Raw genomic sequence first — 21,242 nt, forward strand, 5'->3', positions numbered from 1 at the left:
ATTACACCAATAAGGGATACGCGGTCACAATATACCCATTACTTCCAATAATGAGGCGTAGCGTTTTACCAGAAGTTGGTTCCACGTAGTGATAAACTCCATTGTCATTGATCTTTTGTCCATATCTCGCCCCATCTAGGATCAGGTTCTTTATTGCGCTTTCATCTTCATAATCTGGGCCAAACACTTTCTTGAAATCGTTGGTACCATGGTAATAGATGTGGTTATTCTGGATATGAATCCATCCGGATCCACCATTGTCATATACGGTCCCCAGAACTTCACCACCAGCCGAGTCAAGTGTACCTTCCTCCAGCCAGACAGCAGTTCCGTCCCCTCGTTTGGTCACCCGCAGCATCTCGGTTGGCGTGAGTTTCTTTGCCTCGTCACCAACGAGATCGAGCACGTCATCGGCAGTAACACCATCCGCGGCCCTGACCGTCCTCGTCCCCAACCCCAGGAACGCTTCGTCGAGCAGGGCAACCTTCTCCGCCTCGCTCGCACCGCTCTTATGGATAGCCTCGACGGCCGTGCGCCGGAACTCGATCTTCGCGGACACTTTTGCAGCATTTTCCGCCGAATATTCGGCCATCTCTTTCCCGATCTTCGAGATGTACCGGGCACCGTCGCCGCCCGTGGGAACCAGCCCGACGAGGCAGACGAGCGCCATCTGCTTGTCCCCCTGGGAGATGTACACCCCGGCGTCCCGGATATCGCCGACGAGGACGATCCCGCTCAGCGACGACCCGATCAGGTAGTAGATGTTGTCGTGGTTCTCCTCGGCGTAGGCGCCCAGGGTGAACCCGAGGACCAGCTCGGCCGCCGCATGCCCGGCGCTGTACTCGTGCGTGCTGCCATCGAGGGGTTCCCCGTCTTTGCCGTCGATACAGCCGTCACCGTCGGAATCGGGGTTGGTGGGGTTGGTACCGTTGTCCAGTTCGTAGGAGTCGGTCAGGCCGTCGTGGTCCGAGTCGCGCGCCAGCGGGTCGGTACCGAACTCGTTCAGTTCGAGTGCGTCGCTGATCCCATCTCGATCCCCGTCGACGCTGTTCGGGTCGCTCACGAGGATGAAGTAGATCTTCCCGTCGACCATGACCATCTGGCCGGCCTCTTCGCCGTCGGTCAGGCCGTCGCCATCGGAATCAGCGCTGTTCGGGTCGGTGAAGTGCCGGTTCCCGAACCCGTCCCACCACCCGGCCACTTCGAGCCAGTCGGGGATGCCGTCGCCGTCGGTGTCGATATCCTGGTAGAACCGCAGGGTGTAGGTCACGTCGCCGTTGTTGTCGCTCAGTATACCCGAATCATGGTTCCACATCCCGATCTGGCCGCCCGCGTGCGTGATCTGGAGAACCGGGGCGGAGACCACCAGGTCGCTGACCAGGGAATTGCAGGTACCGCCCGGGCCGGAGTAGCGGACGGTCATCCCGAGGTTGCCGTAGTCGTCCCATGCGGATTTCGCCCCGATGTGCCAGTCGATCCATGGCGACAGCACCGCGTTGTTGTAGGCGCCGCTGCAATCGATCTGGTAGACACCCTCCGGGAACGATGCCCCGCCGTTGAACCACTGGACGCTGAGAGACCGGAGCTGGGACGTGGTGAGGCGCACGGTCCAGGACTCGTCTTCCAGACCCCGCGTCGTCATTATGCCATCGAGGTCCGTGAGGTTGCCTTCCGCACCGAGCATCATGCTCTGGGCCTGCTGCTGCTCCCGTGGGTCAAGGAACATCCCCGCCCAGACATCGGCGTCAAAGACCGCGAGGGTGGCAGGGACGGAAACGTTCGCCGATACGGTGTAGGTGACGTTATCAATAGTTGTGTTCACCGCCTCATAGGTGCCGATCGTTTCGTTGAAGGTGAAGACCGAGACATTGGTCGTGGCGTTCACCAGAGCGGGGTCGTAAGGCAGGGTGACCTGCGCCGGAGCTGCCGTATCGTTCAACTGTGGATCGGTGAAACTCAGGTCCACGACATGGCCGACAAGCGCCGGAGTGCTGGTGTAGATCGGCGACGTGACGTTGCAGATCTGGAGAGACCGCGCCAGATCCCCGGTCCCGGTGGCTTCGACCGTCACGCCGAGTATCGGATCTTCCGCAACCGTCGTGTAGGTCTCGTTGCCGTCAGGGGTGCCGTCGCCGTCGGTATCGGCGAGGTTCGGGTTGGTGTCCAGGCGGAGTTCGGAATCATCTTTTAAACCGTCGGAATCGGTGTCTGCAAGCAGCGGGCTCGTTCCTGCCGCAATCTCGGCACCGTCGTCGAGCGTGTCGGAATCGGTGTCGGAGAGGAGGGGATCTGTCCCGTACGTCTGTTCCTGCAGGTTGGTGAGGCTATCATCGTCAAGATCTTCGTTCTGGTCGGGGGTACCGTCGCCATCGGTATCAATCAGGGTGGGATCGGTCAGCAACCCGAGGTTGAGCAGTTCGAATGCATCGGTCAGGCCGTCGCCGTCGGTGTCGGCGAGGAACGGATCGGCGCCGATCCGGTACTTCGCAAAGACCGGCAGACTGCCGTCGAAGACCTCGTACCCGTCGATGATCCCGTTCCCGGACTGATCTCCGGGCTGTTGCGAACAGTCGGAGTCGGCGTCAAGAGGATCAAATCCGATCGCCTGCTCAAAGGCGGCCGGCAGCATATCGCCGTCGAGAAGGAGGGTTATCGATTGCGGGTTGCCTCCGGAGTCGACGGTCGTAACGATGATGGTGTTGACCGCAGAAAGGTTCATCGTCGTCGAGAAATTCCCGTTCTCCACCGGAATCGTCGAAGGTACGCCGTTGTGGTTCAGAGTGACGTTTGACACCGTGGGATCGCCGACCATACCCGCCACCGTTATGTTCCCGTTCGCCACGGTGTCGTCCAGCGGCGAAGTGATCGTGAGAAGTTCCGATGAGGAGACCGAGACGTATCCCGATTTATTCTCCCAATCGGAACCGGAAGCGTCGGTCACGAGCAACCGCACGTCGTACAACCCCGGCTGGGTATAGGTGTGCGAAGTGTTCCTCTCAAGTTCGTCTGTCGTATTGAACCATGTACCGTCGCCGAAACTCCAATTCCAGGTAATGGGAGTCCCCGCGGAGAGGTCGGTGAACTGAACGGCAAGCGGCGAATAACCGGATGTGACGTTGCTGGTGAAGTTGGCGTCGAGAGGTTCCCGGGGCACCTCAACGGCGATATAATCGGTCTTGTTCTCCCAGCCGGAACCCGAAGCGTTCATTACCTGGAGACAGACCGAATATATTCCGTTGGACTCGAACGTGTGAACAGGATTCCGGAGATCGCTGGAATTTCCATCTCCAAACTCCCAGTACCACGCCGTCGGGTCGGTGACCAGAGAGGTCTCGGTGAACTGGACCGCGAGAGGAGGCAGCCCGGCAGTCACGTTTGCAGTGAAATCCGCGACTGGCAACGCGGGGGTATCAATCACCGTGATGTAGTCGGTCTTGGTCTCGGTATCGTTGCCGAACGTGTTCGTCGCCGTGAGCGCCACAGTATAGGTGCCGGCGGTCTGATACGCGTGAACCGGGTTCTGTTCAGTCGAGGTGCCGCCGTCGCCGAAATCCCACGACCAGAAGGTCGGGGAATTCGCAGACGTATCGGTGAAGGCTACGGCCTCCTCCACGGCAAGAGTGGTCGTGTTCGCGATGAAATCAGCCGTCGGAGGATCTTCGGCATCCGATAACGTGACGTCTTCAGGAACCAATCCAGAGTGATTCACGACCGTCGTCGGGTCGGCGACCGGTGTTTCCGTAGGAGCGGGGGTCTGCTCAGGACTCTCTGTCGGTTCAACCTCCAGTATGGTGACGGTGGCAGAGGTACTCTCTCCTCCTACCATATCGTCAGGAAACGTATGCGAAAGGACACTCGCATCGGTCACATTTTCTATCGTTTCGTTTGCACTCACGGCAGGGAAGAATGCTGTCGTAACCAGCAACACTACCATGAGGAGAGGGAAGAATCTTCCAGTCCAAGATGTGCTCATACGCTACCTCCACTTCAGACCGGAGGCGAAAAGAGTCGGAAGCTAACCTTAAGTAGGAGGGGCACTAACATGCTTTTGCCTTCGGGCCATTGTGGGGTTCATCTAACGGTGGATGGTTGAGGTGAACCCCGCTCATTTCTGATCGCCCTGTTCGGTTCCATGGTGAGGACGTTCAGGGCTGCTCATACTGTGTTAACCGCAATCGGGTTATCACGATGAAACTTAATATATGATATAGGTTAAATAACTTTCGGAATACTACACTTGCCCGACCACATCAGAAAGTATATCTATAATCAAAGTGCATTCCAAACCGTCGGGAGAGTTCACTCCTCATCCAAAGGAACGGTGAAACCCCGTCGTCCTGAGGCATCAGCCCGTATCTTCTCACTCTGAAGTCTGGACATGCCTCTCTCAACTTCCCGACTGAAAGGTGAGTTGATATGGAAGCAAAATGGAGAATTGATAATCGATCTCTGGTGTTGGGGACGTTAGTATTCTGTACTCTAATGATACTAAGTCCAGTTTTTGAGCCCGCATCAGCGTATAGAGCGAGTAACTACGCTGTAAATGATGAAGGGATCTACACGTACCCTAAACAGACTTATTTTGATCACTAGGTCTCGTCCGCCATTTTCCAATCTCGTCCCTCTTGCTTCCTATTCCTGATTGCCGCTTAGAATCAAACCGACACTTTTATTTCACCTAGTGTCCAATTGATCACCATGAGTTGGATCCGGCGAATCAAGCGTGGAAACCAGGTCTACCTCTATGAGGTTACCAGCATATGGGAAGACGGTCGACCAAAACAGAAAATGATCCAGTATCTCGGCGTCGAGAGCGACCAGGAGAAGGTTCCAAAACCCAAGACCAAACGGATGCACCCCGAACGCATCTACCCCCTCCAGAGCCTGGTAGCAGGAGATGTCATGCTCCTCTGGCAGATTGCAGAGTCGCTCAACATCGTCAACACAATTGACCGTTACGTCATGGGTCTGGAGGACATCGAAGGACCTTCCCCCGGCAAGTATCTGCTGAGTTGGGCGATCAACCGTATTCTTGACCCTGAGAGTGCAACCCAACTGGATGCATGGGTGCGCTCAACCGCCCTCCCGGACATCCTTGGAATGGAACCAACTGACTTCACAAAAGACGCCTATCTTCGTTCGCTTGACGCCATCTGTTCTCAATCCCGTAAAACAGGACGGATCCAGAGCCACATTCCGACGATCGAGGTGGAACTATACCAGCGCTGGCGTCAACTCCATCCTCTCCCTGTCCAGAACCCCGAAACGATCGCCTTTGATCTCACCCCAATTCCAACTTACGGCACAGAGTGTCCTCTGATAGAGCCTGGAAGTGAGACCCATGAGACACACCTAAACCAGCTAAATCTCTCGGTGATGACTTCGTTCTTTGATTCCTACCCCATCTCACACTTTGTTCATCCTGGGAGTTTCCACTCGATCACCACTGTCCCGGATCTGATGATCCGGTTGAACGACCTGATGACTGCCCCGGGAACGATCGTCTGGGACCGGGGCTACACCAGTAACGCCGAGATCGGGTGTGTCGAGGATGAGGGCTGGAAACTCATCTGTGGTGTTGCTAAACGAACAAAGGAGGTTCGAGATCTTCTCTCTGTAACAGAACCTCCGGTGGACCCGTATCATCTGGTCCCGACCCAGTGTATGCATATCTACGCGCAGAAGGTCGATACCCCGCTGTTCGGGAGGAAGGGGTCGGTTGTGGTCTACCTGAATGCTGAACGACGGTTTCGGGAGATGGAGGCCCGAAACGGTATGATCTTCAAGATCCAGCAGGAACTGGCTGAACTTCAGAAAACCTGTAGCAGACTTGGCCGGGATACTGTCATCGAGAAGGTTGACCGGATCGTGCCGAAAGCATACCGGAAATTCTTCCGGATCTCTGTGGATGACGGTGAGAAGGGTGTATCTCTTGTCTGGGAAGTGAACGATGTGGCCAGAGTCGAGGCTGAACGGATGGATGGCAAGTATCTGCTGTATGCCTCGGATCCATCTCTCTCTGCGACCGATGTTGTTCGGATCTACTTTGAGAAGGATTACGTCGAGAAGGTGTTTCGGGATCTCAAGACGTTTGAGGAGGTTGCACCGATACGACACCGGCGTGAGTCCAGGGTTCTTGGGGTTATCTTTGTCTGCACGCTTGCGCTCCGGTTGAAGACGGCGTTACGGGTGATGCTGGAGACTGAAGGGAAGAAGGAGATAAGTGCTGAGGAATTGCTGAAGAAACTTGGTCGGGTCCATAGAGTGGACCTCCAGAAAGATACTGAACGGGAGATCTGGTATACGGGGCTTCAGAAGAAGACGCAGGCAGTTCTGGAGAGAATCGGGATGAGGGGCATCTTCGGAACAAATGTTCGAGAAACCTAGTGATCATAGGTGCGCTGTTTAGGACGTACCCTTACATTCAGCAAGCAGCGCAAGAGCAGACATCCATGGGGTATTCAGCAAGTACGTTCATAGGAGTCGACGCAAATTATGCATTCAACCGGCTGCCGGATGACCAAGTGTTCTACTTCAACGGCCATGGAGGACCAGGGATGATAGATTTCGGTACGACCTATCTCTACGCATCCGTTTCTGGTTATGATTCAATCTCAGAGTTCACATCAGGGCAGTTAAATGATCTGGCTCTGGCCGTTTTTGTGGGTTGCAACACTGGCTTAACAAGTTCTGGAGGCCTCGGGAATCTGTTGACAGAGTCCACGTCGAGGGGTACAGATTGTGCACTTGGATTTACCGATCAAATTGAATCCAATAAAGCGGGATACTGGTCGGATAATTTCTGGGGTCAACTTGATCAGGGAGAAACAGTTGGAGATGGAGCAGCAGAAGCTTTGCAGTATACAAGAATTTACTACCTCTGGCAGACTGGGGGAGTAGAGTCGTACATCATTTATGGGAATTCGAACTTGAAAATTGATCCGGCAGTCGCGGGGGTCTGAAGCATGAGAACTCACAACATATTACTTGCTTGCGCTTTGATGTGCTGCATCGGCATCATATTGGTATCTGGAGCCAGCGCAATCTCTCAGGGAGAGAAAAACGTTGAAAGTCAAATTGTCAATCAAAACAACATCCTTGACTGTGAAGAGGCAAAACACCAGATTCAGGCATTTATGGAGGGTAAAGACATCAGCATTGAATACAAGGGTACGATGCCCACTCCCTCCGGTGAGATGATGCTGTTCAGATCCGACGATGAGATATATTATATAAATTCTCAATCGAGATCCATTGAAGGAGCAATGTTCTTTAAATCACTCGATAACTCGAATGAAGTGCAGTTAAATGCAGAAAATGCCCAAAAAATTGCCGAGGACTACGCCAAATCAAAGTATAGGCCATTTACACAGAAGAACATGCAATTAATCAGATCAGATCTTCTGGATCACGGAGACGGAGGGAAAGAATACCTTTTCGTCTGGTGTGAGATTGTAAACGGCGCCTTGACCCCAAATTACGTCTCGATCTCTATTAATCCAAACAGTGGAGAAGTAATTTCATACATCGGGATTGAAAGGACACTGGATGTTGATCTTGATCCGGAGATCTCCAGACAGGATGCGATCAAGACGGCAATCACCCAGTTTAAAGAAATCGAAGTGTCAAACGTGGACACTCAGTTAGCAGTTATATACACGGATCAGAATGAACAGTGCCTTACATGGGTTGTTACCATCGACGGAGAGGAAAGTGACAGCACTATACGGGGCGGAACGGTCCTCGTTGATGCGATGAGCGGGAAGGTTGTACAGGTTGATCCGTATCTCTAACCTCCCCTCGTTTTTAGCCGGTGCAATCATGACACCCGACCGTCAAACGACCCTGCGGAACCTCAAGCGCCTCCTCCCCGCCTCGCTCATCGCCGGCCTCGCCGGCGGCGGACTGCTGGTGCTCCTGACCTATGTCCATACATGGTGCTGGGGTGGTATCGCCTGCTACAACCACGGACTCTTCGACGCCATCGGCACGTTCCAGAACCTGGTGCTCGGCATTCTCTCCCTCCTCCTCGCCGGGATGCTCCCGGCCGCCCTCTCGCGGGAGGGCGGGACGAGGAGGGGTTCGGCCGTCCTAGCGGGCGGGATCGCCGGGTTCACGGCATTTCTCGTCCTCGAGATGTATTCAATGGTAACAGCGGCCTTCGGGCACGGATACGCCGCCGGGCTCTCCGACGTCCTCTCTCTGGCCCATGACACCCTCGCGAACCACGCTCTCCCCCTCCTCGCCATCGGCCTCGCTATGGCGGCCCTCGCCGCCCTCGGGGCATTCGTCGTCTCGTTCTTCCGGGAGAGAGCCGCCGGGCCAAGCGAGGGTGCCGCGGCATCCCGGCTCATCCTCTGCTCCACGGTCGCCCTCATCCTCGTCGCCGTGGTTCTCCCCCCGCTCGCCGCTCATGCAATGCTCGGTGCAGGGATGGTCGACGTGAACCCCGGAACGGCGCTGATGACAACTGCGGTCTCCGTCGAACGCACCGCGCCCGACACCCTCGTCCTCACCGCCCGCGAAGTGCCTCCCGCCTCCGTGCTCGACCCCGGTGCGCCGTTCTCGGTCTTCATGAACGGCGTCGACGTCTCCAACGCCTCCGCGTGCACCGCAAGCGGTTTTGCCGCGACGGTCGAGCCGGCCGGAGGACTTGAGGCCATTAAAGGGTCGGAGGCCACCTGGACGGGGGCCGGGGTCTTGAACAACGGTACGCCGGTGGGCGTCGTGGTCATGGCCCACGGAGTTGACGGCTCGGAGCTCGTCGTCATGAACCTCGTGGTCTAAAGCAGGTTGGCTCCACGCTCCGCCGGCACCTTGCGGAGAGAAATGCCCGCAGGAGAGTCGTTGCGGGTAAAAAAGAGAACCGGGGATGCCGGGCCCTTACGACCCCTCGATCCGGGTATCATATTTCTCGTTCAAGACGTGCTCTTTCACGACCGTCCCCTCCGGGATGATGACCTCCGGCCAGATCCTGGCCCCGGCGTGGACGACCACACCGTTTTTCAGCGCCACCTGCGGTCCGATTACCGTGTCGTGCTCGATGCTGCATTTATTGCCGATTACTGTATCGTTGTCGATGATGCTTCCGCACACCGTGGTGCCTCTCCCGACCACCACCCGGTTGTAGAGGGATGAGGAGAAGATCTTCGCGCTCTCTTTGATGATACACCCCTCGCCGATACTCGTGTAAGGGCCGATGATGACGTTCTCCGCGATTGTAGTCCCGGCACCGATCGAGACCGGCCCGATCACCCTGGAGTTTGTACCTATCGAGACAAAACCGCCAATATGCACCGGACCAAGGATTCGGCCACCCCTGATGGCGAGGTCTCCGGAGATGCTGGTGAAACTGATCCCCTGCAGTTTCCAGCGCTCGGCCTCGCGCAGCGACCTCGGGTTCCCCACGTCAGACCAGTTGCCCCGGACGGGCCAGCCCTTAAGGACATAGCCCTCTTCCATCAAGGCTGGAAAAAGGTTCCGGGCAAAGTCAAACTTCTCCCCTGCCGGGATGTGGTCAAAGACCCCCGGATCGCAGGCATATATCCCGGTGCTTGCCAGGTTCGAGAAGATCTCCCCGGGACCGGGCTTCTCCCTGAACCGTTTTATCCGGCAGTCTGCATCGATCTCGGCTATCCCGTAACCTGTGGGGTCGTCGATGCTGATCAGCCCGATGGTGGTGATCGAGTCGTTGGCAAGGTGTTCGCGGTATAGCTCAAGCAGGTTCAAGTCCACCACATGATCGCCGCCAACGACCAGAAAAGGCTGGCCATCAAGGTATTTCTGGGCGTTCTTGACGCTTCCAGCCGTCCCTAGTTTTGTCTTCTCGTGGACGTAGGTTATATTGACACCAAAGAGCGACCCATCGCCAAGCGCCCCCTCGATGGCCTCGCTCATGTAACCGAGGGTGACCACCACATCGTTGAACCCCAGGTTTGAGAGGTGTGAGACCAGGTGCTGGATCGAGGGTTTGTTGACGATTGGAATGCAGGGTTTTGGACGCCCGAATGTGAGGGGGCGGAGCCGTGTCCCCTCCCCTCCACACATTATGCACACCTTCATGCCACTCCATTGTGTGCGTATCGATTTAACCTTATTGAGATTGAATCTGCATGTGTCCCATTGATACAGACCGCATGCTGAAAAACCGCCCCCCACCCCGGGGGCGGGTCATTCCGAATCTTTATCCTCCCGTGCGCAAGAGACTCATCTTGAATGACAGAGTTTGAGTGCAGGCTCTGCGGCAAGTGCTGTATGAACGCCGGAGACGCTCTCATCGAGATCGATAGAAAACTGAACAGTCGTGAGTATCTCTGTCGGCAGAAGATCGTCGGCGGGACGTTTCGCGCCCGCGTCGAGGAGCGGTTTCTCGATGCTTTCAGGGAGACCTCAGAGAGAGATGCAAACCCTTCCTGGTGCCCCTTCCTGCGGCCCATGCCGGGCCGCAAAGGGAAGTACATCTGCACCATCCACAACACACGTCCTCCGATCTGCAGATCATACATCTGCTGCAGCATGCGAATCTACGACTCCTCCGGAGAGGAGGCAGGAAAGGTTAAAGGCAGGCGGAGCCTTGTCACGGAGGATCCTGCACTGCGGCAGTGCTGGGAGGAGGAGGTGGCACCGCTTGCGATCGACGACGATAACGCCTGGAAGAAGGAGGTTGCCGCCATCCTCGACCATGCGGGCTATCGGGTAGAGGCCTATGAATGAGCGTGAGCGTCGCCTCCCCGTCATCGGGGGCCGGGTCACGTGTACGCAAAACGAGGCAGTTCCCGTGGAGAGATGCGGGCTCTGTGTCCATTCCTCACGGGTCGTGATCGCAGGAAGAGAACTGCCGTCACCGGCGCGGGCTTACTGCAGCCTCTGCCGTGGCGCGCCAGATATCGATATGACAAAGGTTGAGGCCGTCCTCTGCGACGACCACACGGGCGAGGGCTTCCGCAGCATAGCAAACGTTATAAGTTAGCAGGTCACTTCCGCCAGAACTCCCAGGGGTGTTTCGTCTGGAACGGAACCCCTTTTGTCTCGCGGTTCCAGTCGGTCTCGATCGTGTGATGAACCAGCCGGACCTCCTTCTTGAGTTCGGCAAGAACATTCTTGACCTCCTCAAGTTCCTGCTGCAGCCGGTTAAACTCTTCAAACGAGCGCGGTTGCCGCACTGGAGCCTCTCCAGCATCCTTGCAGGAGAGACCGGCCTCGATCAACTCCAGGATGGCCTCATTTCTGTCGAGGGAATGCTCTCTCGCGAACTGATCGATCTGCTCCATCAGGTCGGGATCGAGTGCAAACGAACATCTCATCGCCATGGATCGTCAACACCCCCGATTATACAACCTCTTTGCTGATTATACTGTCTGCCGAGAACTCTGAGAGACGATCCACTCACCATATAGCAACTCGAAAAAAATTCTCCCCTGCCTCTCCATGAAAGGGGGCAGGTCAACTGATATTTTCCAGGTTATAACCTTTCTGCGCGAGCAAGGCCTTCACCCGTTCGCGATGGTTGCCCTGCAGTTCGATCGAAGAGTCCTTGACCGTACCGCCACAGGCCAGTTTTGCCTTCAGGAACTTTGAAAGGTCATCGAGATCTATGTCATATGGGTCGAGACCCTCGATGACCGTGACCTCCTTTCCATACCGACGTTTATTGATCTTTACAGTAATTCTCTGTTGTTCCTTTGCAACTTCCTCACAGATGCACAGTTCTTTTGGCAGTCCGCATGTCGGACAGATCCCACCGTTCATTGCATGTACCTTTCAGCTCTCGTTATATATTATTTGGTATGGTCATCCATCGATCTGGCATACGTCACAGCCAAGTGATAGCACCTGGTCTGGCCTGCTGCGATAACGATAGACTGTAATCCCTTTACAGCGGAGTTCATGAGCAAGGGAATAGATCTGACTAATCTCCCCCACGGTTGCGCGCTCCGGGAGGTTAACCGTCTTTGAGACTGCATTATCCACATACTTCTGGAATGCGGCCTGCATCCGGACGTGGTGCTCCGGGGTGATCTCAAGGGCCGTCTTAAAGAGGTCAAGAGTAGGGTCGTCCAGAGGGAGGCCAGCAACCGTTCCATGGCGGCGGACGTGTTCGACCACGTCCTTTCCGCCGGCGGTGGAGGGCAGGAACTCAGTGATCAGGCTGCTTACAATCCTCACAGGCTGGCCGTCGATCGTCCGCTCGTAGGCAAAAGAGAAGACCGGTTCGATACCGCTCGTCGTCCCGGCTATAAGATGGATCGACCCCGTTGGAGCAATGGTTGTGACGGTGGCGTTGCGCATATCCCCGTGGAAGACCGAACCCTCGATCGCCGGAAACGGGCCCTTCTCCATGCCCAGTTCCTCTGAGCGCTCCCGCGCCGTGGTCTGAACCTTCTCCATCAGGTTCTCGGCAAACCGGAGCGCTTCCTCCGATTCGTAGGGAATACCTAGGCGTATGAGCGCTTCGGCAAACCCCATCACCCCGAGCCCGATCTTTCTTGTGGCCAGGGTCTTCTCGCGGATCTGAGGGAGAGGGAAATGGTTAACATCGATGACCGAGTCGAGAAACTCGACGCCGCATCGGACCACCCTGACCAGCAGGTCATCATCGATCTCGCTCTTCCTGATGCACCTGGCCAGGTTAATGCTACCCAGGTTGCAACTCTCATAGGGGTAGAGGGGCTGCTCACCGCATGGGTTGGTAGCCTCGATGAGACCAAGGTGCGGTGTGGTGTTCCGCCGGTTGATCTCGTCGAGAAAGATTACACCAGGTTCACCTGAGATCCAGGCCGATTCAGCAATGATGCGCCAGAGCGAGCGAGCGTTGATACTCTTCCAGACGCTGCCGTCACGCGGGTTTACGAGGTCGTAGTCGGGACCACCCTCCAGGCTCCGGAGGAACTGCTCATCAACCCCGACAGAGATGTTGAAGTTTGTAAGCCCGCCCTCACGTTTGCAGGTAACAAACTCCTCGATGTCCGGGTGAGAGGCAGCGAGCACGCCCATGTTTGCCCCCCTTCTCCGCCCGCCCTGACGTACCGCCGCTGTCGCTGCATCAAAGACCCGCATGAACGAGACCGGCCCGGTTGCGGCACCCCTCACACCGTTGACTATGTCCCCGCGAGGCCTGAGGCGTGAGAACGAGAACCCGGTCCCCCCGCCGGACTGATGGATGAGCGCCATATGTGTGAGGGTTCTAAAGATACCCTCAATCGAGTCCTCCACAGGGAGGACAAAGCACGCGGAGAGTTGTCCTCCGGGAGTGCCAGCGTTCATCAGGGTAGGTGAGTTCGGCAGGAAAAGGAGATCCGAGAGGAGTGAGAAGAACTCGCGCGATCGTTCCGTTCCACCAACGGCGCTGGCAGCACGCCAGAAAAGACCCTCAGGACTCTCGCCTGGAAGGAGGTAGCGGCGTTCCAGGAGGAGACGGGCTGCTGGAGTGAGTTCCATATTACCCTTCATGGAACCCCGGCCTTAATAAGCCGTTGTGTCCAACTCTTCTGCTGACGATGTCTCTTATCGTGCTCGGAACTGCATCCCACGTCGGCAAAAGCGTGACCGTTGCAGCACTCTGCCGTGCGCTATACCGGCGCGGGATCGCGGTTGCGCCTTTCAAATCCCAGAACATGAGCCTCAACTCCTACGTCACCGCCGACGGGAGTGAGATCGGGATCGCTCAGGCCGCCCAGGCTTTTGCTGCCGGGATCGAACCAGAGGCCGATATGAACCCGATCCTCCTCAAACCAAAGGGGGAGGCGGTCTCGCAGGTGGTTCTACTCGGCCGGCCTTACAAGGATGTGCAGATCCGGGACTACTACATGGAGACGGATAAACTTCTTGCAGAGGCGGTTGCCGCTTTCGAACGATTGCAGAGACGGTTCGGAAACGTTGTGGTGGAGGGTGCCGGAGGGGCGGCTGAGGTGAACCTCTACGAGCGTGACATCGCAAACATAAGGCTCGCCCGGGCACTCCGCCTTCCAGTTCTCCTGGTCGCAGATATAGAGCGGGGCGGGGTCTTTGCCCAGATCTACGGCACTCTTGCCCTCCTTCCCGAAGAGATCCGATCGCTTGTAAAGGGGGTTATCATCAACAAGTTCAGGGGCGATCCCGCGCTGTTTGAATCGGGTGTTGCCAGACTCGAAGAACTCACAGGTGTGCCGGTCCTCGGTGTGGTGCCATACAACGATATCCGTATTCCAAGCGAGGACTCCCTCTCTATAAGCGAGAGGCAATGCGCGGCGACAGAAAACGCGATCAGGATCGCCGTCATCCGGCTCCCACGGATCTCAAACTTCACCGACTTCGAGCTCCTCGAGCGGCACGCTTCTGTTGAGTATGTCACGCCAGGAGAATCGCTTGCCGGATACGACTGTATCATCCTCCCGGGGACGAAGAACACCGTGGAGGATCTCAACGTCCTTCGCGGGCACGGCGTGGAGAAGGAACTCGAGGTTTCCGGGGAGAGGGGTGTCCCGATCATCGGGATCTGCGGGGGATACCAGATGCTCGGGAAGGCTATCATCGATAGGGGTATCGAGTCTGGGGGCGACCCTGCCGAGTATACGGGTTTCGGGCTCCTCGACGTTGTCACGGCGTTTACCGGATATCGCAAGACGACGGTGCAGGTCAGGCGGCGGGCAACAGGCCCTGGCCCCATACTCCAGGCTATGGGAGAGGTGGAGGGTTACGAGATACATATGGGCGAGACCGAGCGGCGAGGACTGCCAGAGGCGTTCGCCGGAGAAGGCGCTGCGACACCCGACGGCCTGGTCTTCGGGACATACATGCACGGGCTCTTCCAGAACCCCGGTGCTGTAAACGCCCTCCTCGCCTATCTATCGAAACGCCGGGGGCTGCCGTTTGAGCCTATAACGGAGGCGGACGGCGGCGCATTGGGCGCATCCGCAGCATACGGTGACCTGGCCAGGCATTTTGAGGCGCATGTTGATATGGATACGATCCTGGGCTTTTTTACCAGATGAAAGCATCTCTCCTGCATTTCCTGGCAAAATGGCCGGCATCTATTCCAGAGATTCGGGAAGAGCCCATACCTCCGGAGATTGAAATGCCTGTTACCCGAGGGGGCCATCGATTGCATCATGAAGATCGGTCTTTTGCATTGGAAGTGGGGATCAAGCCGGATCAAAAGGAAGAATGACGCATCCCGGCCGCCTCAGAGGAAGAACCGGAACGCAACCCAGGCTATCAGCACCATCAACGCCGAGTACTTCAGCCCTGCGACCGCCCGTCCTTCGCCCATGACGCCCGCCGCAAGCCCTGAGAAGAACCCCTGGATAAGCGCCGCATGGCAGAAGACGCGGTTGTAGAGGAAGATATCCACACTACCCATAAACGACTGCGCGGACGCTGACCCTGAGGCCGCAACAGTCTCCCCAGCCTCCGCCATCGTTGCAAGGAAAGTACCTGAGAGCACGGCGATGACGAATAAGAAGACGAAGAACGACATCAGGATGATGATCATGTAGATCATCATCCCCGTCTTTCGCTCCGTTTTCAGGTTGAAAAACTCATAGGCGTCGTGCGCAGCCGCCCGAAGCACCTCGCTGACATCGCCGCCCGCGGAACTTGCCTGAGCGATCAGTTCGACGCTCCGCTCCGCAAGCGGGGTGCTCACGGCCTTCCCGAACCTGCGAATCGCCTCCACAAACGGGACGCCCCAGGACATCTCAGTATCGAGTTTGCGGATATGGGGTGTGAGTGCCCCGTAATCGCCTTCCGAGACTATATGTATGGCGTGTGGGAGCGTCATACCGGAATCGTTCATCCCGGCCACATCCCGGAAGAAGTTCGGGAGAGAGGCCTCGACGCTCGATACGCGAATCGATTCCTTGAGATCGAGGATGGCAAAAGGCACGATGGCGATGATTATCGCGAATACGGCGACATCGTCAAGCATGGTCGTCCCGAAGATTGCCGCGAAACCGTAAGACGTCACTATGCTTACAAATCCACCGATGAAGAGGAGGAGAGCTGCAGGAACGGATATAAACAGGGCGGTGTAGGGCTCCTCAATCATCACCCTGAGCGGATGTTTGAGGAAGCGGTAGAACCCTTCCTGGTACTTCCGCCGCTGCTGGATCCTCTTAAGGATCTCCTCGTCCCGCACCACGACCGGATCGGGCTGAGGCGCCTCCTCCGGCATATCAACCGGCTGCGGCCGGTTTCGATTCAAAAGATCGTCAAAAAGGTCTTTAAATCCCATATCACACCTCCGGCGTTATTGAACTGATCAGGATGACAAACATCAGGCTCCCGAAGGGCACAAGCAGGTAGATGATTATATACAGGAAGAGCGGGTTCGAGTCGCCCGATAAGATCGTCATGACCGACTGGAGGATGATCAAAAAGAGCATGCCCGCAACGATTGCGGTGACGTAGGACTCCGCGACCAGCCCGAGCGTCTCCAGGAACGCCTTCTGCTGCTGGTGGTTCTCAAGCGTATACTGGTGTGCCTTCGTGCGGAAGTACTCTGTCAGGTTACTCCCGCTGGAGATGCTTGCAACCGCTCCCTGGAGGAACTCCCGCATCCGGTCACTCGGCGTCGCCTGCGCAACCGCCCGCAGGGCCTCAAGGAGGTCTTTACCGAAGAAGTCGGTCTCGCGGGTGATGTAACGTGCCTCTACGGCGCTCTCACCATATATCTGACTCTGACCGAGTGACCGGAAGACCTCATCTGGTGTTATTCCCGCCGAGGACATGGCTGTAACATAATTTATGGCGTACGGGAGGGTGGCATCGATGTTCCGGCGGCGCTCCCCTGCCAGTATACCCGGGTAGATGATGAAGACGATGTAGGTGATCCCGCCGAATACCAGGAGGGCGATGATCGTGATGACGATGGTGCCAAGCACCATCTTGTAGTCATTCAAAGCATAGAGGAACTCCGGGACCGCCCCACGGTAGACTATCATATCAGGGACGCGAAGGATATATGTCAGGAGCCCGATCAGAACGGCCGCTACGAGACCAACCATGATCGATGTGACATAGGCGGTCGCAAGGTAGGCCTCGAATGGCGTCGTCATCCGCGCCCCCATCATATCGTTGCGGAGCTTAACATAATCCGCCCGTTTATCCTTTAATCTGTGGCCGAGAAGGTTGAAACAGAAACGCTCGTAACTGTTCATGCAGGACCCCCCTCCCCATATAGGTCCGCGCGCACCCGCTGGATGACCGCCTCCGGGTCCCTGAAGTAGGAGATCAGTATCTTGCTAACATCCTGGTAATGTCTGATCTTCTTGATGCGCATCCACTCAAGCACTTCCTGACGCCGTTTCAACTCTTCGCGCATCCGCTCTTCGCTCCAGCCCCGGTCCTCCATGATCTGCTCCAGGATGTAGGATTTGCCGGAATACCGGATCTCATCAGTCACCGGGTGCCACCGGAAGACCTCGTTTGTGATCAGTTCGTTCGTCCGGGGATCGACGTCCAGTATCTCGATGAGGTGTTTGTTGCGCCGGATCCGCTGGCCGCCCACCCGGGCCTGCACCTGGATGGACATAAGGTCAAGCGCAGAGAGCATGTTCCTGGGTACACCGATCGGCGGGTTCTCAAGACGATGGACCGCACTTGCCACCGAATCTGCGTGCATCGTCGCGTAGGTTACATGACCGGTGCTCATGGCCTGGAAGAGGGTCAGGGCCTCGCGACCGCGAACCTCGCCGACCAGGAGGTACTCCGGGCGCTGCCGGAGGGCGGCGCGGAGCAGTTCATACATATCGATCTCCCCCCGTCCATCCTGTGAGAACGAGTCACGGGTGACACTCGGGATCCAGTTCGGGTGGGGCAGTTTAAGTTCCCGGGTGTCCTCGAGGGTGATTATCTTTGCAAGCGGCGGGATAAAGAGCGATATGGCGTTCAACGTCGTGGTCTTCCCGGAAGCCGTACCGCCGGCAAAGATGCATGATTTACCGTTCTCAACTGCCAGCCAGAGGAAAGCGATCCCGAGCGGGGAGAAGGTGTGCCACTCGATGAGGTCTGTTGGAGTGATCGGTTCATCCCGGAACTTCCGGATGGTGAACGTCGAGCCGTGAGCGGTCACCTCTGAACCGAGAGTCATCTGGATGCGCGAGCCATCGTTCATGGTGGCATCCAGCATCGGTTCGGCGATCGAGATGTACTTCCCCGCCCGCTGCGCAAGTTTCGTGACGAAGGAGTCGAGCTCCGCTGCGTCGGTGTATACAAGATTCGTCCTCAGAGACTCGTAGGTTGTGTGGTAGACGAATATAGCGCTACCGACACCGTCACAGGAGATATCCTCGACATACTTGTCATGCATAATTGGATCGATCAGACCATCGCCAAGAAACTCCTTCTCCACCTGGTAGAGGACTTTCTCCCGGCCGACAGGATCGAGGCGAATCCCATAATCGGCGATGATCGTGTTAACCGCATCACGCAACACCCTGCGCGCCTCCTCGCGGCTGAGGTTCCGGCAGGTGATATTGAGGGTCTCAAAGAGGCGCTCCCTGATCTCCTGGAAGAGATCACGCTCCCCTGGCGTGAGTACCGGTTCTATGACGTGGTAGGTGTACTCATGCGTCGAGGTGTCATAGGTCACGCGGATGTAGGCGTAGGGTTCGTTCACCGGGTAGAGCTCAATCTCCTCCACCCCCAGGGAGGGGTGCAAGGTGAGGTCGACGAGGGGTCCATGCAGGAGGGGGTTGTAGTCTTCGACCTTCTGCTCGAGGGTGGGCACCTGGAACTTCCTGATAACCCCAAACCGGGGTTTTGGAACCTCCTCGGCAGGGATTGCCACCTCTGCGGCTGCAGCGGCGAAAGATGAGGGCGTGTATGACCGGGAGAATAGTTCGTCAAACTCCGATACGACCCGGGCGTTGTCGACAAAGTCATAGAAGTGCTCATTGCGGTTGATGCTCAGTTCATCGATGGAGAAGGTAGCGCTCCTGGGGAGGATCAGGTCTGCAAGGTTCCCGAGTTCATCGACCGATCTCACCCCCTCAAAAGTCTCTTCATATGTGCCGGATTCATCGGTCTCCCGCCATCCCCATCTGCGCTCGCGGATGCCTGCATGAACGGGATGGCGCGAAGCGGCGGGCGTGAACGCCGGCTCCGGCCGGGCCGGCTTCTCCACCACCGGCGGTTCAGCGGGCGATTCCAGCGCGGTGCCGGCCTCACCGGGCACCTCCACATAAGAAGAGACCGGTTCCTCAACAATACCCGGCCCCTGCCCCTCGATCCGCTTGAGGAGAGCCTGGATCGGGTCTTCAGCCGTGGTTGTGCGCCGTTCCGCCGCACTTCCTGTTCTTGCCACGCTCTCGATGAGAGCCCTGATCTCATCATCCTTCCGGACATGCACCGGCACCGGTTCCGGGCGTTCCCCCCACCACGTATCGATAAAGAGTTCGCTGGCAGGATCATTCGCTATGGCATCCTCCTCCCCAAAACCCAGTTTCTGTGGCCGGGAGAGGAGGTTTCTGACCGACGCTATCAACTCGCGCTCCTCGTCACCATTCTTACTCATCCGGTCTCCTCGCAATATCGATACCTACCTCTACCCTGGGTTCATGAAACTCCACGATGCAGCGTGTACGCTCCCCTATCCGGTCAGATACAATACACATATACCGCCCATTGAGCAGCCGAAAACAGACCCGTCCCCCCACATCTGTCACATCGCTTGCAAGCATAACCTTCCCCTTCCGGATTGTGACGCGGGCCCCCGCAACAGGTGCGCGGCCATCATGCACGATCAGACAGAGCACACCAACCCGCTGTCTGTCTGTAGCCCCGACTATCGGAATATCGAGGCGGCCGTTCTTCATCAGGTGACTCTTCTCAAAGACCCTGCACCGCGACGTGAGAGCATCGACGACAGTCTGCGCAACCAGGTAGAGTTCGAACGTTTCATCCCCTGTCAGGTGCAGTGCTGCCTGGTCACCAAAGAGCGTTCCCTTCCCGTCGACAAGGATTGCGCCGTCCGGTTCGCCCCTCGAGATGATGAGGAAAAAATCGCTCGCCTCACCTCTCGATACACCTATACCACTTGGAGAATGAGCAGCGCTGTAGTGCAGCAACTCCTCATAAGTAAAGCGCCCCTCGCACACCGACTGGCCGAGGACCTCTGCCATCAGGTCGTTTATTTCCATGAGGATCTTCTGGCAATGCCCTGTGTTTTCATGTTGGAAAGGGGATTTGCACCCCTATCACAATATACCACATCTATACGCTATTATTAATATCTTATGATTGTCAAACATCAGACAAAAAAAATTTCCGGGGAATAGACCGGCTGCAGAGCGAGAGAGAGGTTTGCTGGCGATGGGCACCCCTCATACCCTCCTGCCCGGAGAAAAAGGTGCAATGCATGCGAATCTCCGGTCAATCGCGAAAAACCGCATTGAAACATTCTGCAGGACAAGACCGCCAGAAATAAGAGATAACACGTAAACAAACTACCTGCCCATGATTCTTCAGCCCATGGCAGCAATTCCGCTTATGATTTCAGCAGGTGCAATCGGGATCACGCTAATATACGCCTCGATCCTGGACCTGAGAGAGCGGCGGGTGCCGCATAAAACATGGCGGCCCGCCCTCGCGATCGCGGTCCCGGTAGCTGTCTGGGTATATGTGCTGACCTTTATCGCGGACTGGCGGACGGCGGCAGCGTATCTTACCCTGGTCGCAGTATTCTGCGGCTTTTTTTACCTTTTCCAGGCGATGAACCTCTTTGGGGGGGCAGACGCGTATGCCCTCATCGTCATCACGGCATGCATCCCGTTCCACCCGTTTGAAACCATCTTTGGCACCTCGCCCCTGGGGTTCTTCCCCTTCACCGTGCTGATAAATGCTGTGCTCATCAACATCGCGGCACCCCTTGCCATACTTCTGAAGAACCTTGTTGAGGGGAACCGGGCTCCACTCTCATGCTTATTCCTTGGTTTTCCTGTTAGTGGAGAGAAGATCCAGAACGAGTTTGGTTTTGTTATGGAAGATCTAGAAGAAGGGGAGGACGGTAGACTGGTTCGACGGTTCATCGGTTTTACTGAGTCGCTTCGCCGCATCATACGGGGAGAGCGCAGGATCTACACAAAAGATCTCAGACAGCACCCCGATGAATACCAGAAGGAACTCACCCTCTACAGGAAGGCCGGCAGGGTCTGGATATCTTACGGTATTCCGTTCATCATCCCGATTACAGCGGGATTCCTGACAGCATTGTTCGTGGGAGACATTTTCTTTGTGATCATGAAAGCGATCGCAGGAATGTGATA

General features: G+C 56.5%; 17 protein-coding genes. 8 read left to right on the forward strand and 9 right to left on the reverse strand.

The window, feature by feature from the left end; all coding sequences use genetic code 11:
* Nucleotide 1 precedes the first annotated feature (1 nt).
* On the reverse strand, nucleotides 2-3,973 hold the full coding sequence (locus R6Y96_RS00310; RefSeq protein WP_318621456.1) for a PKD domain-containing protein: 3,972 nt from the start codon (nucleotides 3,971-3,973) through the stop codon (nucleotides 2-4).
* Between the two features lie 725 nt (nucleotides 3,974-4,698).
* Here R6Y96_RS00310 and R6Y96_RS00315 point away from each other — a divergent pair.
* The 4 genes from R6Y96_RS00315 to R6Y96_RS00330 all read left to right on the forward strand — a co-directional run bounded on the left by R6Y96_RS00315 (nucleotide 4,699) and on the right by R6Y96_RS00330 (nucleotide 8,787).
* Entirely contained in the window at nucleotides 4,699-6,387 is a 1,689-nt protein-coding gene (locus R6Y96_RS00315; RefSeq protein ID WP_318621458.1) for an IS1634 family transposase, read from the forward strand.
* A 65-nt stretch (nucleotides 6,388-6,452) separates the two neighbouring features.
* On the forward strand, nucleotides 6,453-6,962 hold the full coding sequence (locus R6Y96_RS00320) for a hypothetical protein (protein ID WP_318621459.1): 510 nt from the start codon (nucleotides 6,453-6,455) through the stop codon (nucleotides 6,960-6,962).
* Between the two features lie 3 nt (nucleotides 6,963-6,965).
* Entirely contained in the window at nucleotides 6,966-7,793 is an 828-nt protein-coding gene (locus R6Y96_RS00325; RefSeq protein WP_318621460.1) for a hypothetical protein, read from the forward strand.
* Nucleotides 7,777-8,787, forward strand: coding sequence for a hypothetical protein (locus R6Y96_RS00330; protein WP_318621461.1), 1,011 nt, complete (start codon nucleotides 7,777-7,779; stop codon nucleotides 8,785-8,787). The genes R6Y96_RS00325 and R6Y96_RS00330 overlap by 17 nt, the downstream gene beginning before the upstream one ends.
* Nucleotides 8,788-8,883: 96 nt before the next feature.
* Here R6Y96_RS00330 and R6Y96_RS00335 read toward each other — a convergent pair whose 3' ends face one another.
* Entirely contained in the window at nucleotides 8,884-10,062 is a 1,179-nt protein-coding gene (locus R6Y96_RS00335; protein ID WP_318621462.1) for an NDP-sugar synthase, read from the reverse strand.
* A gap of 153 nt (nucleotides 10,063-10,215) precedes the next feature.
* Here R6Y96_RS00335 and R6Y96_RS00340 point away from each other — a divergent pair, with 153 nt between their 5' ends.
* Together R6Y96_RS00340 and R6Y96_RS00345 are read left to right on the forward strand one after the other, a co-directional pair.
* Nucleotides 10,216-10,713, forward strand: a complete 498-nt coding sequence (locus R6Y96_RS00340; protein ID WP_318621463.1) for a YkgJ family cysteine cluster protein — start codon at nucleotides 10,216-10,218, stop codon at nucleotides 10,711-10,713.
* Nucleotides 10,706-10,969 (forward strand): hypothetical protein, encoded by a 264-nt coding sequence (locus R6Y96_RS00345; protein WP_318621464.1) that lies wholly within the window; start codon nucleotides 10,706-10,708, stop codon nucleotides 10,967-10,969. The genes R6Y96_RS00340 and R6Y96_RS00345 overlap by 8 nt, the downstream gene beginning before the upstream one ends.
* A 4-nt stretch (nucleotides 10,970-10,973) precedes the next feature.
* Here R6Y96_RS00345 and R6Y96_RS00350 read toward each other — a convergent pair whose 3' ends face one another.
* The 3 genes from R6Y96_RS00350 to R6Y96_RS00360 form a co-directional block, all read right to left on the reverse strand.
* A complete protein-coding gene (locus R6Y96_RS00350; protein ID WP_318621465.1) occupies nucleotides 10,974-11,303 on the reverse strand; it encodes a type II secretion system protein E in 330 nt (109 codons plus the stop codon).
* A gap of 139 nt (nucleotides 11,304-11,442) precedes the next feature.
* Complete coding sequence (gene yciH, locus R6Y96_RS00355; RefSeq protein ID WP_214022729.1) at nucleotides 11,443-11,748, reverse strand: stress response translation initiation inhibitor YciH; 306 nt, start codon at nucleotides 11,746-11,748, stop codon at nucleotides 11,443-11,445.
* Nucleotides 11,749-11,790: 42 nt separating this feature from the next.
* Nucleotides 11,791-13,449 (reverse strand): adenosylcobalamin-dependent ribonucleoside-diphosphate reductase, encoded by a 1,659-nt coding sequence (locus R6Y96_RS00360; protein WP_318621467.1) that lies wholly within the window; start codon nucleotides 13,447-13,449, stop codon nucleotides 11,791-11,793.
* Between the two features lie 47 nt (nucleotides 13,450-13,496).
* On the opposite strand from R6Y96_RS00360, the gene R6Y96_RS00365 reads away from it, so the two are divergent.
* Nucleotides 13,497-14,969 carry a cobyric acid synthase gene (locus R6Y96_RS00365; protein WP_318621469.1) on the forward strand — a complete coding sequence of 491 codons (1,473 nt, stop codon included), beginning with the start codon at nucleotides 13,497-13,499 and terminating at the stop codon, nucleotides 14,967-14,969.
* Nucleotides 14,970-15,160: 191 nt separating this feature from the next.
* Here the strand turns inward: R6Y96_RS00365 and R6Y96_RS00370 are convergent, their stop codons facing one another.
* The 4 genes from R6Y96_RS00370 to R6Y96_RS00385 are packed head-to-tail and all read right to left on the reverse strand — an operon-like array spanning nucleotide 15,161 to nucleotide 20,117.
* Nucleotides 15,161-16,210 carry a type II secretion system F family protein gene (locus tag R6Y96_RS00370; RefSeq protein ID WP_318621471.1) on the reverse strand — a complete coding sequence of 350 codons (1,050 nt, stop codon included), beginning with the start codon at nucleotides 16,208-16,210 and terminating at the stop codon, nucleotides 15,161-15,163.
* A 1-nt stretch (nucleotide 16,211) separates the two neighbouring features.
* Nucleotides 16,212-17,135 carry a type II secretion system F family protein gene (locus tag R6Y96_RS00375; protein ID WP_318621473.1) on the reverse strand — a complete coding sequence of 308 codons (924 nt, stop codon included), beginning with the start codon at nucleotides 17,133-17,135 and terminating at the stop codon, nucleotides 16,212-16,214.
* On the reverse strand, nucleotides 17,132-19,492 hold the full coding sequence (locus R6Y96_RS00380; protein ID WP_318621475.1) for a type II/IV secretion system ATPase subunit: 2,361 nt from the start codon (nucleotides 19,490-19,492) through the stop codon (nucleotides 17,132-17,134). The genes R6Y96_RS00375 and R6Y96_RS00380 overlap by 4 nt, the downstream gene beginning before the upstream one ends.
* Nucleotides 19,485-20,117: a hypothetical protein gene (locus R6Y96_RS00385; protein ID WP_318621477.1), complete on the reverse strand. Its 633-nt coding sequence runs from the start codon at nucleotides 20,115-20,117 to the stop codon at nucleotides 19,485-19,487. Before R6Y96_RS00385 ends, R6Y96_RS00380 begins: the two co-directional genes overlap by 8 nt.
* Nucleotides 20,118-20,448: 331 nt before the next feature.
* Between R6Y96_RS00385 and R6Y96_RS00390 the strand changes: the two genes are divergently transcribed.
* Nucleotides 20,449-21,240 (forward strand): A24 family peptidase C-terminal domain-containing protein, encoded by a 792-nt coding sequence (locus R6Y96_RS00390; RefSeq protein ID WP_318621479.1) that lies wholly within the window; start codon nucleotides 20,449-20,451, stop codon nucleotides 21,238-21,240.
* The last annotated feature ends 2 nt before the right edge of the window (nucleotides 21,241-21,242 follow it).

It is taken from the genome of Methanoculleus receptaculi (assembly GCF_033472595.1).
Classification (GTDB): Archaea; Halobacteriota; Methanomicrobia; order Methanomicrobiales; family Methanoculleaceae; genus Methanoculleus; species Methanoculleus receptaculi.

Bases quoted from the DNA above. Each gene is read 5' to 3' on its own strand.
- R6Y96_RS00310 (WP_318621456.1), bottom strand. From the start codon at position 3,973: ATGAGCACATCTTGGACTGGAAGATTCTTCCCTCTCCTCATGGTAGTG.
- R6Y96_RS00315 (WP_318621458.1), top strand. From the start codon at position 4,699: ATGAGTTGGATCCGGCGAATCAAGCGTGGAAACCAGGTCTACCTCTAT.
- R6Y96_RS00320 (WP_318621459.1), top strand. From the start codon at position 6,453: ATGGGGTATTCAGCAAGTACGTTCATAGGAGTCGACGCAAATTATGCA.
- R6Y96_RS00325 (WP_318621460.1), top strand. From the start codon at position 6,966: ATGAGAACTCACAACATATTACTTGCTTGCGCTTTGATGTGCTGCATC.
- R6Y96_RS00335 (WP_318621462.1), bottom strand. From the start codon at position 10,062: ATGAAGGTGTGCATAATGTGTGGAGGGGAGGGGACACGGCTCCGCCCC.
- R6Y96_RS00340 (WP_318621463.1), top strand. From the start codon at position 10,216: ATGACAGAGTTTGAGTGCAGGCTCTGCGGCAAGTGCTGTATGAACGCC.
- R6Y96_RS00345 (WP_318621464.1), top strand. From the start codon at position 10,706: ATGAATGAGCGTGAGCGTCGCCTCCCCGTCATCGGGGGCCGGGTCACG.
- R6Y96_RS00350 (WP_318621465.1), bottom strand. From the start codon at position 11,303: ATGAGATGTTCGTTTGCACTCGATCCCGACCTGATGGAGCAGATCGAT.
- yciH (WP_214022729.1), bottom strand. From the start codon at position 11,748: ATGAACGGTGGGATCTGTCCGACATGCGGACTGCCAAAAGAACTGTGC.
- R6Y96_RS00360 (WP_318621467.1), bottom strand. From the start codon at position 13,449: ATGAAGGGTAATATGGAACTCACTCCAGCAGCCCGTCTCCTCCTGGAA.
- R6Y96_RS00365 (WP_318621469.1), top strand. From the start codon at position 13,497: ATGTCTCTTATCGTGCTCGGAACTGCATCCCACGTCGGCAAAAGCGTG.
- R6Y96_RS00370 (WP_318621471.1), bottom strand. From the start codon at position 16,210: ATGGGATTTAAAGACCTTTTTGACGATCTTTTGAATCGAAACCGGCCG.
- R6Y96_RS00375 (WP_318621473.1), bottom strand. From the start codon at position 17,135: ATGAACAGTTACGAGCGTTTCTGTTTCAACCTTCTCGGCCACAGATTA.
- R6Y96_RS00380 (WP_318621475.1), bottom strand. From the start codon at position 19,492: ATGAGTAAGAATGGTGACGAGGAGCGCGAGTTGATAGCGTCGGTCAGA.
- R6Y96_RS00385 (WP_318621477.1), bottom strand. From the start codon at position 20,117: ATGGAAATAAACGACCTGATGGCAGAGGTCCTCGGCCAGTCGGTGTGC.
- R6Y96_RS00390 (WP_318621479.1), top strand. From the start codon at position 20,449: ATGGCAGCAATTCCGCTTATGATTTCAGCAGGTGCAATCGGGATCACG.